General features: G+C 70.4%; 11 protein-coding genes and 1 pseudogene. 7 read left to right on the plus strand and 5 right to left on the minus strand.

Annotated features, from left to right (window positions below):
• Positions 1–100: 100 nt before the first annotated feature.
• The 3 genes from QF027_RS01955 to QF027_RS01965 all read right to left on the minus strand — a co-directional run bounded on the left by QF027_RS01955 (position 101) and on the right by QF027_RS01965 (position 3,049).
• Positions 101–472 (minus strand): WhiB family transcriptional regulator, encoded by a 372-nt coding sequence (locus tag QF027_RS01955; protein WP_307072223.1) that lies wholly within the window; start codon positions 470–472, stop codon positions 101–103.
• On the minus strand, positions 469–1,902 hold the full coding sequence (locus QF027_RS01960; RefSeq protein WP_307072224.1) for a sugar porter family MFS transporter: 1,434 nt from the start codon (positions 1,900–1,902) through the stop codon (positions 469–471). The genes QF027_RS01955 and QF027_RS01960 overlap by 4 nt, the downstream gene beginning before the upstream one ends.
• Positions 1,903–2,059: 157 nt before the next feature.
• Positions 2,060–3,049: an ROK family glucokinase gene (locus tag QF027_RS01965; protein ID WP_307072225.1), complete on the minus strand. Its 990-nt coding sequence runs from the start codon at positions 3,047–3,049 to the stop codon at positions 2,060–2,062.
• A gap of 364 nt (positions 3,050–3,413) precedes the next feature.
• On the opposite strand from QF027_RS01965, the gene QF027_RS01970 reads away from it, so the two are divergent.
• Both QF027_RS01970 and QF027_RS01975 read left to right on the plus strand, forming a co-directional pair.
• Positions 3,414–3,836 (plus strand): cupin domain-containing protein, encoded by a 423-nt coding sequence (locus QF027_RS01970; RefSeq protein ID WP_356949721.1) that lies wholly within the window; start codon positions 3,414–3,416, stop codon positions 3,834–3,836.
• A gap of 51 nt (positions 3,837–3,887) precedes the next feature.
• Entirely contained in the window at positions 3,888–6,719 is a 2,832-nt protein-coding gene (locus tag QF027_RS01975) for a helix-turn-helix transcriptional regulator (protein ID WP_307072226.1), read from the plus strand.
• Here QF027_RS01975 and QF027_RS01980 read toward each other — a convergent pair.
• Positions 6,716–9,472: an AAA family ATPase gene (locus tag QF027_RS01980; protein ID WP_307072227.1), complete on the minus strand. Its 2,757-nt coding sequence runs from the start codon at positions 9,470–9,472 to the stop codon at positions 6,716–6,718. The genes QF027_RS01975 and QF027_RS01980 overlap by 4 nt on opposite strands.
• A 293-nt stretch (positions 9,473–9,765) precedes the next feature.
• On the opposite strand from QF027_RS01980, the gene QF027_RS01985 reads away from it, so the two are divergent.
• The 3 genes from QF027_RS01985 to QF027_RS01995 all read left to right on the plus strand — a co-directional run bounded on the left by QF027_RS01985 (position 9,766) and on the right by QF027_RS01995 (position 12,293).
• Positions 9,766–10,176 carry an SsgA family sporulation/cell division regulator gene (locus QF027_RS01985; protein ID WP_306987091.1) on the plus strand — a complete coding sequence of 137 codons (411 nt, stop codon included), beginning with the start codon at positions 9,766–9,768 and terminating at the stop codon, positions 10,174–10,176.
• 384 nt (positions 10,177–10,560) lie between these two features.
• Complete coding sequence (locus QF027_RS01990; RefSeq protein WP_307072228.1) at positions 10,561–11,916, plus strand: NAD(P)/FAD-dependent oxidoreductase; 1,356 nt, start codon at positions 10,561–10,563, stop codon at positions 11,914–11,916.
• Between the two features lie 35 nt (positions 11,917–11,951).
• Positions 11,952–12,293, plus strand: coding sequence for a hypothetical protein (locus tag QF027_RS01995; protein ID WP_307072229.1), 342 nt, complete (start codon positions 11,952–11,954; stop codon positions 12,291–12,293).
• Positions 12,294–12,303: 10 nt separating this feature from the next.
• Here the strand turns inward: QF027_RS01995 and QF027_RS02000 are convergent, their stop codons facing one another.
• A complete protein-coding gene (locus QF027_RS02000; protein WP_307072230.1) occupies positions 12,304–12,723 on the minus strand; it encodes a hypothetical protein in 420 nt (139 codons plus the stop codon).
• 263 nt (positions 12,724–12,986) lie between these two features.
• Between QF027_RS02000 and QF027_RS02005 the strand changes: the two are divergent.
• Both QF027_RS02005 and QF027_RS02010 read left to right on the plus strand, forming a co-directional pair.
• Positions 12,987–13,218: pseudogene (locus QF027_RS02005) on the plus strand (WhiB family transcriptional regulator).
• 22 nt (positions 13,219–13,240) lie between these two features.
• Positions 13,241–13,891, plus strand: coding sequence for a sigma factor-like helix-turn-helix DNA-binding protein (locus QF027_RS02010; RefSeq protein ID WP_307072231.1), 651 nt, complete (start codon positions 13,241–13,243; stop codon positions 13,889–13,891).
• Positions 13,892–13,940 lie beyond the last annotated feature (49 nt).

Raw genomic sequence — 13,940 nt, forward strand, 5'->3', positions numbered from 1 at the left:
CATCAGTAGAACGACTCAACTCCCGCTGCGCCGAGGCCCGAATCCGAAGGCGGTCACCCGACAGAACCGGCCGAGCCGGTGGGCCCGGCCGGTTCCGCGTTCACCGCGCGCCCGGGGACGACTCCAGCAGGGCTAACCCCCGTTCCGCGATGGGTTCGGCGACGGGTTCCTGGGGCAGAGAGGGCACGGACGGCGGCGGCCCGATGCGGATGAGCGTCTCCCGTGTCTCCTCGGTCAGACCTCCCCAGATCCCGTACCGCTCCCCGTGGTCGAGCGCATACCGGCGGCACGGAATCCGCACCGGGCACCGATCGCAGATCATCAGCGCCCGTCGGACGGCCGCCAGGTCGCCCCGAGGGGGGAAGAAGGTCTCGATGTCGGCACCTCGGCAGGCCGCGGCCGGCCACCGGCCCGCCGCCGGGCGGACGGGCAGGACACCGTTGTTCATCAGGGGCGTACGAGACGCTGTCATCCCATCTCCTCCAGCTTCTTGCCGTTGGTCTCGCGCACCCTGACGGCGACGAAGACGAACGAGAGCACGGCGAAGGCCGCGTAGATCGCGTAGGTGGACGACAGGTTCCAGTCCGACATGCGGGGGAAGCTCTCGGTGACGGCCCAGTTGGCGATCCAGTTCGCGGCGGTCGCCACCGACATCGCGGCGGCGCGGATCCTCAGCGGGAACATCTCGCCGACCATCACCCAGAGCACCACACCCCAGGAGACCGCGAAGAAGAACACGAAGGAGTGGGCGGCGACCAGCGCCACGGTGCCCTGGGTGTCCGGGATGGACAGACTGCCGCCGCTGCCCGTCTTGTACGAGAAGGCCCAGGAGGCGAAGGCCAGCGACACGGCCATGCCGGCCGAACCGGTCAGCGCGAGCGGTTTCCGGCCGACCCGGTCGATCAGCAGCATCGCCACGACGGTGCCGATGATGTTGATGATCGACGTGGACAGGCTGATCAGAAGGGAGTCGGACTGGTCGATGCCCACCGACTGCCACAGCAGCGACGAGTAGTAGAAGATGACGTTGATGCCGACGAGCTGCTGGAAGACGGCCAGCCCGATGCCGACCCACACGATCGGCAGCAGCCCGAAGCGGCCGTCGAGCAGATCGCGTACCCGCGGCTTGTGATCGGTCTTGAGAGCATGCTGGATCTCGGCGATCCGCTCCTCGGAGCCCGCGTACGTGCCCTGCAGGTCGCGCAGCACGGCGAGGGCCTGGACCTCGCGGCCCGTGGCGACGAGGAAGTGCGGCGACTCCGGGATGCGCAGGGTGAGGAACAGGTAGGCGAGCGCCGGTACGATCGCGGCCATCAGCATCCACTGCCAGGCATCCAGGGCGCCCAGCGGGTTCTCGCTCTTGCCGTCAGCCCCTTGGGCGATGCCCCAGTTGACGAGCTGGGAGGCGGTGATGCCGAGCACGATGGCCGCCTGCTGGAACGAGGCCAGCCGCCCGCGATGGTCGGGCGGCGCGACCTCGGCGATGTAGGTGGGCCCGATCAGCGAGGCGAGGCCGATCGCCGTACCGCCGACGATGCGCCAGGCGCCCAGGTCCCAGACGGAGAAGGGCATGGACGAGCCGAGCGCGCTGATCGCGAAGAGAACCGCGGCGAAGTGCATCACGCGCCGACGGCCGACGCGGTCGGCGAGACGTCCGGCGACGGCCGCTCCGAAGGCGGAACCGAGCAGAGCGGAGGCGACGATGGTGCCCGTCTCGCTGGAGGTGACATCGAATCGGTGCTGGATGCCGGTGACGGCGCCGTTGATGACGGCACTGTCGTAGCCGAACAGGAAGCCGCCGATCGACGCGGCCGCCGAGATGTAGGTGACACGCCGTAGGTTGGTCGGGCGGAGCGCGGCCCCTGAGTGGGCCGGCCCCGCGGAAGAGGCGTTCGCGGTCATGGACAAGGACTCCTTCACAGGGCCGGGTACGCATCGGCGCAGGCGGGAGCTCTCCCGGCCAGGCGGGCGTACCGGTCGTAGGGGACGTGGATCGGATGGACGACCGCGCTGATGAGTGGGCACCGGTCGTCGTGCCGGGCGGCGAGCATGCCGCCGCTCAGACGCCGGCCGTCGGGGCTGAGAGCAGTTCGTGCAGGCGGGCGAGGTTCGCGGCGCCGATGAGGCCGGCGTCCGATCCCACGGTGGCGGTGCGGACCTCGGCGTAGACGCGGTGCTCGCCGCCGCCGAGGGCCCGACGGTAGGACATCTCGGCCGGACGCCTGATCAGCTCGCCGGTGTCGCCGAGGCCGCCGCCGATGACGAGGACGGACGGGTCGAGGATGGAGGCGAGGTCGGCGAGCGCCTGGCCCAACCAGCGGCCCGACTGCTCGAACACCTCGAGGGAGAAGGGGTCGCCACTGAGGGCGGCCTCGGTCACATGGTGCCCATCGAGGCCGTCGGGGGTGCCGTCGCCCAGCGCGAGCACCACCGCGGCCCGTGCCGGATCGGCGGCCGCCATCTCGCGGGCGCGGCGGGTGTGGGCCGCCCCGCTGGCGTACTGCTCCATGCAGCCGCGCTGGCCGCAGGGGCAGGGGAGCCCGTCGGGGACCGCCCGGTAGTGGCCGATCTCGCCGGCCATGCCGAAGCGGCCGCGGAAGAGCCGGCCCCTGCTGATGATGCCGCCGCCCAGGCCGGTGCCCGCCATGACCATCAACATGTCGTCATGCCCGGCACCGGCTCCATGGATGAACTCGCCCCAAGCGGCGGCGTTCGCGTCGTTCTCGACGACGACCGGAAGCCCGGTGGCCTCCTGGACGATGTCCCGGATCGCCTTGTCGTGCCAGCCCAGGTTGGGTGCGAAGCGCACCGTCGAGCGGTCCGCGTCCACGTATCCGGCTGCTCCGACACCGACCGCTCGGACGTCGTCCCAGCCCTTGCGGACCCGCTGGACCGCCTCGGCGATCGCCCCGGCGATCCGGTCCGGGTCGTGCGGGGTGGGGACGCGAACCCGGGAGACGACCTCCCCGCCGGGGTCGACCGTCCCGGCGGCGATCTTCGTGCCGCCTAGATCGACGCCGACGGTCAGACCGCCGTTCTGGTCGTTCATGCGGCACCGCCCACGCCGTCGAACCGACGGTGCGCGTGCCGACACCTGTGTCCGCCTGACAGGCTGACGGGGCCGTGAGACATGATGTGGCTCCTGACGTTGTGATTTCGTGTGAACGAGGGGAAGTTGCCTCGTCACCAGACGGAACAACGGGCATGGCAGCGTCGGCACCCCGTGAGGCGGCGGTTCGCCGCCGGTCCGTCTACAGGATCAGCTTCCGTAATCCGGTGGCGCGTTGCATGAGTCATTCGACTGTGTCCAGCCGTAGTCGCTCGCTGTGTCACACATCCGTGCCGTGCGTTGTCTTCTAAGCGAACCAAGTTGGATCGACCGGAGGTGTGACACGATGTTGGACAAGACATCCATGAGCGGACTCGACGAGCACGGGAGCCAGGACGGGACCGGGCCCAGGATGCTGGCGGACGTCAAGCCGCCCTTCGTGCCGGAGGGTGCTTCGGCGATGACCGTGGTGGTCGAGTGGCCTCCGGGACACCCCGGGACGCCGCCGCACCGGCACTCGGGGCCGTGCTTCGGCTACGTCACCGAAGGCGCCGTCCGGTGGGAACTCGAGGGCGAGCCCGAGCGGGTGATCAAGGCCGGTGAGACTTTCTGGGAGCCGGGCGGTGACGTGATCCACTACCAGAACGGCAACGCCCTGTCGGATACGCCGGCCAAGTACGTCGTCATCATGCTGTGCGCGCCCGGCCGGCCGATGCTCACGCTGGTCGAAGAGGAAGAGCTGTCGAAGCGGGCCCACCTGCGCGCCCCGCGGCCTTCCGAGGACTAACCACGGCCCGGAGACGAGAGTCCGCCACGTCAGATCTCGAAGGGGGACGCTGTGGCTGGTCATGGATCGGCGCCGCGCAGCACGACCGAGGGGCTGGTAGGACGCGACCGGGAACTGGAGCTGCTTCGGTCGTACGTCGACCAGGTGCTCGGGCGCGGTGGGGTGCTGGTGCTGTCCGGGGAACCGGGTGTCGGCAAGTCCGTGCTTCTTGATGCCGCGGCAACGGCGGCGACGGCGGCCGGTGCGCTGGTCCTGCGCTCCGACGGGGTCGAGTTCCTCGCGGATCTGAGCTTCGCCGGACTGAACCACGTACTCGAACCCCTGCTGCACGAGTACGACGGGCTCGACCCGGTGCACCGGGAAGCCCTGACCGTGGCGCTGGGCGCGAGTGACGGCGCCCCGGTGGATCGGCTGGTCCTCTACGGGGCCGTACTGGCACTGCTCCGCCGGGCAGCGGGCAGCCGTCCCGTTCTGCTGGTCATCGACGACCTGCAATGGATCGACCGGGCGAGCGCCGCGGCGCTCGCGTTCGTCGCCCGGCGGCTGACCGGGAGCCGAGTGGGCCTTCTCGCAGCCTCGCGGCCGGGGTTCGAGAGTTTCTTCGAACGCGCGGGGCTTCCCGAACTCACCGTGTCCCCACTGGACGACAGGGCGGCAGCCGCCCTGGTCGGCACCCACTTCCCGCTGCTCACCGGGCAGGAGCTGCGTCGGGTCCTCGCGCAGGCGCGGGGCAACCCACTGGCACTGCTGGAACTGCCGGCCGCGCTCGACGACTCGCGAGGCAGCGCGGGAGTGCTGTTGTCCGAGGTACTCCCGCTCAGCCGTCGGCTGCGGGACCTGTATGGCTCCCGGGTCGCGGAGATGCCGGCCCCCACCCGGCGGCTGCTGCTCCTGGCCGCGCTGGAGGGCGGCGGCGACCTGTCGGTCCTGCGCGCCGCCTCCCCCAGCGAGGACGTACTGACCGTGCTCGCTCCCGCGGAGCGGGCGCAGCTGCTGCGGATCGAACACCGAGGACTGGGGCGGCTGTCCTTCCACCACCCACTGATCCGCGCGACCGTCGTGTCGGGCTCGACCAGCGGTCAGCGCCTGGACGCCCACCGGGCCCTGGCCAAAGCGCTCACCAGTAAACCCGATCGCATGGCCTGGCACCTGGCTGAGGCGACACCCGATCCCGACGAGCAGGTTGCCGCGCTCCTGGAGGACACCGCACACCGGGTCCGCCGACGCGGCGACGCCGTCGGCGCCTTCAACGCGCTGGTACGGTCCGCCGACCTCACTCCCGGTCCCGCGGACCGCGGCAGACGGCTCGCCGAAGCCGCCTTCGTGGGCGCGGACGTGACCGGAGAACTGCGCACCGCGGCCGAACTGCTCGTGGAGGCCCGGCGTGCCGACCCGGAACTGAGGGGATCACTGCGGGCGGCGGCCGCGGCCTCCCAGGTGCTGCTCAACCGCGACGGTGATGTCAACACCGCGCACCGGCTGCTGGTCGGTGCGATCACGACCCGCGACGGCAGGTCCGACGGCGACGACGAGGCGCTCTTCGAGGCTCTGTGCACCCTGCGCAAGGTGTGTCTGTGCGCGGGCAGACCCGAGTTCTGGGACGCGTACCAGGCCGCCATGTCGCAGCTGACCGTACCGATGCCTCCCCTGCAGGAACTGCTCGGCGACGTCTACGCCGACCCGGCACGCTCCTCCCCGACAGCCCTCGGCCTTCTCGATGCGGTCATCCACGACCTGCACCGGGAGACCGACCCGAGCCGGATCGAACGGATCGCGATGGCGGCACTGTTCGTGGACCGGGCGACAGGGTGCCGTGCGGCGCTCTGGCCCGTCGTCGAGGACGGGCGCGAAGGCGGCGCGGTCACGTCGGCGCTCATCGCGCTGGTGGTGCTGTGCCTGGACGACTTCATGACGGGTCGGTGGGACGAGTGCGGCCGTCTCGCCGCGGAGGGGCTGGCGCTGTGCGAGGCCCACGGCTATCAGATGCTGGCCCAGCAGTTCCACCGGGCCCAGGGCCTGCTGGCCGCGGCGCGGGGCGACGACGGCACGGTGCGGAGGCTGGCACAGAGGATCACGGAGTGGGCGGTACCCCGCGGTGCGTGGACCGTCGAGCACTTCGCGCGGCACATGACGGCACTGGCCGCCCTGGGACGCGGTGACCACGAGGACGCCTTCCTCGACGCCTCGGCGATCAGCCCTTCAGGCGTGCTGGCCCCGCATGCCCCACTGGCTCTGTGGGTTCCCATGGACCTTGTGGAAGCCGCGGTGCGCAGCGGACGCCGAGCCGAGGCACTCGCCCATGTCGCCGCGATGCGGGAGACGGGCCTGCCCGGAATCTCCGGCCGCCTGGCACTGGTCACCGCCGGTTCGGCCGCGCTCGCCGCGCCCGAGAACCGGGCCGCCGACGCCTTCGAGGAAGCGCTCGCCGTTCCCGGTGCCGAGCGCTGGCCCTTCGACCTCGCCCGGGTCCGCCTGGCCTACGGGCAGCACCTGCGTCGCGCACGGGCCGCCCAGGACGCCCGGACGCACCTCGCCGCCGCCCTCCAGACCTTCCGCCGTCTCGGGGCCGCCCCCTGGGCCGCGCGGGCGGCCGAAGAGCTGCGGGCCACCGGCCGTACCGCCACCTGGGGGGCCCACCAGCACCTGGGGGCCGGCCCGCTCACGGAGCAGGAACACCAGATCGCCGCACTCGCCGCGACCGGGCTGAGCAACAAGCAGATCGGCGAACGTCTCTTCTTCTCCCACCGGACCGTGGCGGCCCACCTGCACCGGATCTTCCGGAAGCTCGGCATCACCTCGCGTGTCACCCTCGGCGAGGCCCTGGCCGCTCTGCCGCCTCAGCAGTCCCGGGCGCAGCGGTCTGCCACCTCTTCGCAGACCTAGAAGGCGTTGCTTCCACTGAGGGACGCGAGCGCGTCCCTCAGTGCCGCACGTGAGGCGATTCCGAGTTTCGGGAACAACTGGTAGAGGTGCGAACCAACGGTTCGGGGCGAGAGGTGGAGACGTTCGCCGATCTGCTTGTTGGTCAACCCGGAAGCGGCGAGTACGGCGATCTCCTGCTCCTGCGCGGTGAGGGTCACGGAACCGTGCTTCGCTCCGGTGCGGGACCGGCGGGTGGCGCGGAGTTCACCCGTGGCCCGGTCGGCCCACGGCCGGGCGCCCAGGTGCTCGAACACCTCGGCCGCCGAGTCCAGTTGGGCTCGGGCCTCCGTGACGAAGCGCATGCGCCTCAGACGCTCCCCGTAGGCCAGCCGGATCCGCGCCAGATCGAAGGGCCAGTTCTGCGCTCCCGGGACGTCCAGCGCCTGCTCGAAGCACCCGACCGCGCCGTCATCGGGTGCGACCAGCGCGGCCGAGCCCGCCACCAACAGCGCCAGCCGCGGCGAGAGAGCCGCGACACCGGCTTCCCGCATCGCACGCACGTGTGCCCCCGCCTCAGCGGTGCGCCGGGTGTGCACCGCCGCTTCCACGAGGTCCATGCAGCCCCACAGCGCGTACGGAGCGTGGGGCGCGAGTCGGCCCGCAGGGCTGATCGCCACGGCGTGGCGGTACGCGCATTCGTAGTCGCCGGCACCGAGTTCGGCGAGGACTCGCGCATGGCCGGCGAAGGCCGCCGCCGCCAGGACTCCACGAGGCACGGCCCACTGCGTGATTCGGTCGGCCGTACTCCGGCTCTCTTCGAAGTGCCCGTGGACGGCGGCGAGCAGGGCCTGGTGGTATTGGAAATACCAGGAGAAGAACGGGAATTGGCGCTCCTCGCAGATCCTCAGGCCCTCGGCGGCCAGCGTTTCGGCCTCCTCCCACCGGCCGGCCGGGAAATCCTGCAGGCACAGGTGCATGAGCGCGTCGATGTGCCGGCGCACGTGGCCGCCCCGGCGTCCCCGACGGACCGTTTCCCAAGAGACGCCCCGCAGTTCCGTGAGCCGGTCGCGGCGGACGGGAGCCATGCCGTGACGGCCGACCGAGCCGGTACCGGCCGGGTCCCTCCACGTCCTGCCACAGGCGGAGAGCAGCGGCGGTGCAGCCGGCTTCAGACGGTCGAGGGCCGCGTGGAAGGGTTCCCACAGGGCATCGCGACCACCGGCCCAGCACACCAGCTGCAGCAGGTGCAGTGCCTCGATGAGAACGTCGTCCTCGGCGTCGTATCCGTGGCTGCCGGTCTCGATGGCCTCCACCAGGAGACGGTGGGCCATGTCGATGTCGCCGTCACCGCCGTTGAGCAGGAGGAGAGCCGCCGTGGCGGCGGTCAGCGGAGACCCGGTGAGGTCCGGGTCCGCGCACCGGGCGCGGTCGAGGAGTTCCGACGCCGCGCGCAGCTCACCGGTCGCGTCGGCACCGAGGTATGCGGCCCGGGTCAGTCGGCGTCCTCGATCGGCGGGACGGGGGCTCAGCTCGGCGGCCCTGGTGAACGTGGCGACCGCTTCTGCGGCGTCACCTCGCGCGGCGGCGCGATGCCCGGCCTCCTCCAGCAGGGCGGCGACACGCTCGTCGGGAACGAGCGTTGCCCGGCCCAGGTGCCAGGCCCGCCGCTCAGGAGTCTCCGCGCGGATCTCGGCCAGGGTGCTATGGGCCTGGCAGCGCTCGGTCAGGGTGCTGGTCTCGACGACCGCGGCCCTTGTCAGCGGATGCCGGAAGACGAACCGTCGGTTCGTGTCGTCGAAGGTGATCAGACGGTCCGACTCCACCGCTGACAAGGCCGTAAGAGCCTTCGGGTCGTCCGATCCGGCACGGAGGACTCCCGGATCTCCGGTGTCGTCGAGGGCGAGCAGCAGCAGAAGCCGGCGCGACTCGGCCGGAAGGCGGGCCACGCGCGAAGCGTGGCGGCTCCGAAGACGTGGGGAGAGGGGCAGTACGTCGGGCAGATCGGCCGGCGCGTCGCGTTGCGGACCGCTCAGCGCGGCGGGCAGTTCCACGAGCGCCAGCGGGTTGCCCTGCGCCTGCGCCAGGACGCGGTCCCGCGCCGGTCCGGCCAGTCCCGGAAAGCGGACTCCGAGCAGTTCCACGGCCGCGTCGCGATCCAGCGGCGGCAGCTCGTACTCGGTGAGCCCGGCTCGGTCGAAGCAGGTCTCGGCTCCCGATCTGCAGGCGGCAAGGAATCCGATACGGCTGCCCGCCGACCGACGGACGACGAAGCCCAGCACCTCCGAACTGGCCCGGTCGACACAGCCGAGGTCGTCCACGACGATGAACACAGGGCGTTCGGTTGCCGCTTGGCGCAGCAGGAAGATCACCGAGTCGGAGACGCGAAGACTGTCGGGCACCGGATCGCCCCCGTAGCCCAGCGCACTGCGCAGAACCCTCCGATGCGTGTCCTCCAAGCGCTCGATCCGGTGGTTCAGCGGCAACAGCAGCTGGTGAAGTCCGGCGTAGGCGAGCTCGGACTCGAACCGGACGCCGACGGCCGACAGCACCCGGGCACCCGCCCCGGACATGCCCCTGGCGACCTCCCCGAGCAGGGCGCTCTTGCCCACACCCGGCTCCCCGGAGAGCAGCAGGGCACGGCCCGCGGCCGAGCCCTGCCCGAGCAGCGCCGTGATCTCCCGGAGTTGCCGCGCACGCCCCACCACCTCAGGGGGCTGACCGGCGTCCGCGGCAGGGGTCTTGGGCAACCGTTCGACGCGCGAGCCGAGTGACATGGGTCCTCCGAACGTTTGCGCCGTCCTTCCCGCTGTAGGGCGGGAAGCCTTGGGCTCACCGTGCACCGGTCGGCGAGGACAAACATCAGTCACGTGACTGCATGGCGACTTGCGGGTCATTTGACTGATGGTGCGAGCACACGAGGGCCTCGCAGAATCGTGATGTACCTGAATCACACGAGCGGCGCAGGACGCATCACACCGTGTGCCCTCCGAACCTCCCTTGACCCACAGATCTACCGAGCGGTGATGTGATGAGAGAACCCGACAGTTGTACGCCGGTGGTGTGCCGGATGCTTGTCCGTCTGGTCGTCGCCGAAGGAGTGGACCGGCCGGTGATGCTTGATCTGTCCTACGACAGAGCCGATCCGTACGCGGTGTCCCTGACGTTCCACATGCGCACGGACACGACCGTGCACTGGGTGATCGGCCGCGATCTCCTCCTGGACGGGCTGGAGAAGCTCACCGGCGCCGGCGACGTCCAGGTCTGGCCCTGCCGGGACCCGGGGGCGGACAGGGTACACATCGCACTGTGCCCGTATCCGAAGCAGGAGGCGGTCGTGGTGACCGCCCCGGCGCGAGCCCTCAGGGCATTTCTGCGGCGAACCCTCGCGGTGGTGCCGCTCGGTACCGAGGAGTGCCACCTGGACATGGACGGAGCCGTCCACCAACTCCTGAGCGGCCCCGGTGAGTCGCTTCGATAAGGGCCGTCCGAGCCGGACTGACCGACGCTCCACGGGGACGAGGTCGCGGACCCGTCCCCGGCGCACCGGCACCCCGCCTGGCTCGAGGTGCGGAAGGAGCGCGCCGAGGACGTCCAGCTGCGGACAGCCGACTGGATCACCTGGTTCGCCGGACCGATGCGGTTCGTCTCCATCCACGTGGCGGCGCAACACGCAACTCACGGAACTCGTCCACAGGCTCACCGTCGAGATCCAGAAAGCGGTCAAGGCCAAGGCCGCCGGTGAAACGGACACAGGCGAGAACGCCGAGCAGGTACACACCGCGACGGCCTGAGCCGCCGTCGCATGTCACACCGGCCCGGCCTGAGCGGTCTACATGGTGACGGACAAGAAGCAGAGGTAGTCATGCGAGAGATTCTGATCGTCGGCGGCGGATACGCGGGCTTCTACACCGCCTGGGGTCTGCAGAAGAAGCTGCGTACGGGCGAGGCGCGGGTCACGGTCGTCGACCCGCGCCCGTACATGACCTATCAGCCCTTCCTGCCCGAGGTGGCGGCCGGTTCGGTGGAGGCACGTCACGCCGTCGTGTCACTACGGCGGCACCTGCGGGGCACCCGGCTGATCTCCGGCACCGTGACCGGGATCAGCAACGCGGACCGTACGGTGACCGTCCGCCCGGTGCGCGGCGAGGCCTACGAGCTTCGCTATGACATCCTCGTGGTCACCGCCGGCGCGGTGACCCGCACCTTCCCCATTCCCGGGCTCGCGCAGCAGGCCATCGGTCTCAAGCACGTGGAGGAGGCCGTAGCGATCCGTGACCGGTTGATGACCGCGTTCGACCAGGCCGCGTCGCTGCCGGCCGGCCCCGAGCGGCAGAAGCTGCTCACCGTCACGTTCGTGGGAGGCGGGTTCTCCGGCGTCGAGGGCTTCGGTGAACTGCTGTCACTGGCGACCGCGATGCTCAGGTCCTATCCGGAACTGAGCATCGACGACCTGTCCTTCCACCTGGTCGAGGCCCGGGGCCGCATCCTGCCCGAGGTGAGCGACCGGCCGGGTGCCTGGGTGGTACGCCACCTGGAACGCCGCGGCGCACATGTCCATCTCAACACGCAACTGCTGTCCGCCGAGGACGGCCACGTCGTCCTCTCCGACGGAGCGGAGTACGACTCCGAGCTGATCGTCTGGGCCGCCGGCAACGCCGCGAACCCGGTCGTGCACAACCACACGGACCTACCCCTCGACGAGCGCGGCCTGCTGCTGGCCCGCGCCGATCTACGCGTGGGCACCGACGCCGAACCCGTGCCGGACGTGTGGGCCGCCGGCGACGACGCGTCCATCCCCGACCTGGCCTCGCCGGTGCCGGGCGCGCGCACGGTGCCGAACGCCCAGCACGCCGTGCGACAGGGCAGACGTCTCGCCAGGAACCTCGTGGCCGACCTGCGCGGGCAGCGAGTCCGGGACTACCGGCACGGCAGCCTGGGCGTGGTGGCGACGCTGGGGCTGGGGCGGGGCATCTTCCAGTACAAGGGCATCGTCATCAGGGGATTCCCGGCGTGGCTGATGCACCGGGGTTATCACGTGCTCGCGGTGCCCAGCTGGGAACGCAAGATCCGCGTTCTGGCGGTCTGGCTCACCGCGGCCCTGACAGGCCGGGATCTCGTGTCTCTAGCCTCCGTCCAGCGCCCACGGGACGCCTTCGTCAACGGTGGGCAGCCGCAGGACCCGAGCGCCGGCCGTGCGAAGGAAGGCAGCGCACCATGACCATGTGGGGTTCTCGTTTTCATTGGGGGTACGCCGTGTCCGCACGCGAGGAGGCCGCCCGCGGCCTGCCCGACATCGAAGGTTTCTTGTACCGGGAGGCTCACAGGGGAGCGACGCACCGCCGCGTGGCGGCATTCACCGCGCGCGTGGAGGGGCTCACCCCCGAGCAGAAGCGGGACATCGAGCAGTGGTACGTCGACGAGCAGAAACACGTAGCCCGCATGGTGACCGATCACATCGCCGAACGCGTCGGCGCGATGGAGGCGCAACACCACGTCAGGATCCGGCAATGGCTGCGGGGAACACTCACCGGGATGGTGCTGATCACCCTGGCGATCATCGCCTGCGTCGTGGTGATCCTCGGATCGTCCCGGTGACCGCCGAGCGCTAGGAACGCCCGGTGCGATACAGGCCCCGGCCGGCGCGCTCAATACGGGAGGAGGCGACGAGGCGATCGAGTGTGCTGCGGACCGCGTTGATGCTTCCGCTGTCGGCGTCACGGCCTAGCGCCGCCGCGACCTCGCGGGCTCGCACCTCCGCGTCACCGACCTTGGCGAAGTACGCCACGATCTGCTCGGTGAGCTTGCCGTACTGCTTGTCGGGCTCGTCCACCTGCTCGGCGGAGCGCGGAGCGACCAGCGCGCTCTCGAGAGCGCCGAGGGCCCGCTGTACGGAGCCGAGATGTGCCACGATCGCCGCCAACTCCCTTTCCAGCGTCTGCTTCTGGAAATGCAGCCGGGCCAGTTCCTCCTGGAGCCCCTCGGCGGTGACCTCGATGCTGTGTGCCGTACGGCTCGCGGAGACCATGAGTTCTCCCCTCCTCAACCCTTGTCGACATCATATGCAGTGGTTCGAGTGTCAGACAGGTCATCTCAGTGTCTCGAACAGTGTGACTTTGCAGGGCCGTGAAAAAGCATCGCCCATTTCTGTCACACGTTCCCGTCGGTCGTGGTCCTCCCACGGCTCGTCGATCGGCAGCGCATCGCCCTGGTCCATAGGCCATCCCCGCTCTCGCTCGCGCTGCCCCGCACGCGGCAGGAGCGTGGGCTCAACCCGTGAGACCGGGAACCATGCATTGGCGTGAACGGGCAGCTTGCCTGCGCGTAGATCCCGAGCTCTTCTTCCCCGTATCCAACAGCGGTCCCGCACTTCGGCAGATGGACGAGGTGGAGGCTGTGTGCGGCCGTTGTCCCGCCGCAGAGCAGTGCCTCGGCTGGGCCGTGCGGGCGGGACGGCATCTGGGGCGGAACGGCTGGCCATCAACGTCGTCCAGTCCGCCTGGAAGCGCCGGGAGTCCTGTGACAGCCCCTCGATCCCGGAGCGGATGGACCACCACGCGGGCCCTGAAGAGGTGGCCGAGCGACAGGACGCCGTCGAGCGAGCGGTTCTCCTGCTGATGGAAACCCTGTCTCCGAGGCAACGCGCCGCGTACGTCCTGCGAGAGGGCTTCGGCTGCCCGTACGACCGGATCGCCGAGATCCTGCACCTCAGCGTCGTCAACAGGAGGCAGCAGCTTGCACGCGCCCAGCGGCGTCTCAACGGGAACCACCGCAGGCAGCAGGCCGACTCCGTCGCGCACCGGCGTCTTGTTCAGGCGTTCGTCTCGGCGGCCCGGACCGGAGACCGCGGACACCTGGAAAGACTGATGCGGGCTGTCGGCGGTGACCGCTGCGGCAGGTGTCAACGGGCCTGGCCGGGCGGGCGGAATCTCGTCGACGCAGACGTGCCCGGGCCGGGTGACGGCGTACCGGACGTCGTCGGCGATTTTCCTTTCGGGCTCTGCCCGTCGCGACGAGTCCAGGCTCGACGGGGACGACGCGTGCCCCGCGCCGTCGCCTCCTGCCGCAACGCCGCTGAGAAGGCAGTGATCCCGAACCTGGAACCTGGTGGCCGCTGCACGACGCCGGCGGTCATGGACCTACGCCCCGAGGTCGAGGAGATCTGCACCGCGGCACCCTTGCTCCGCGGCAGGTGAGCAGGTCGGCGCACATAGATGCCGTTCGGTGGCGGGCATACGCGTCCGC

The organism is Streptomyces canus (genome assembly GCF_030816965.1).
GTDB classification, from domain to species: Bacteria; Actinomycetota; Actinomycetes; order Streptomycetales; family Streptomycetaceae; genus Streptomyces; species Streptomyces canus_E.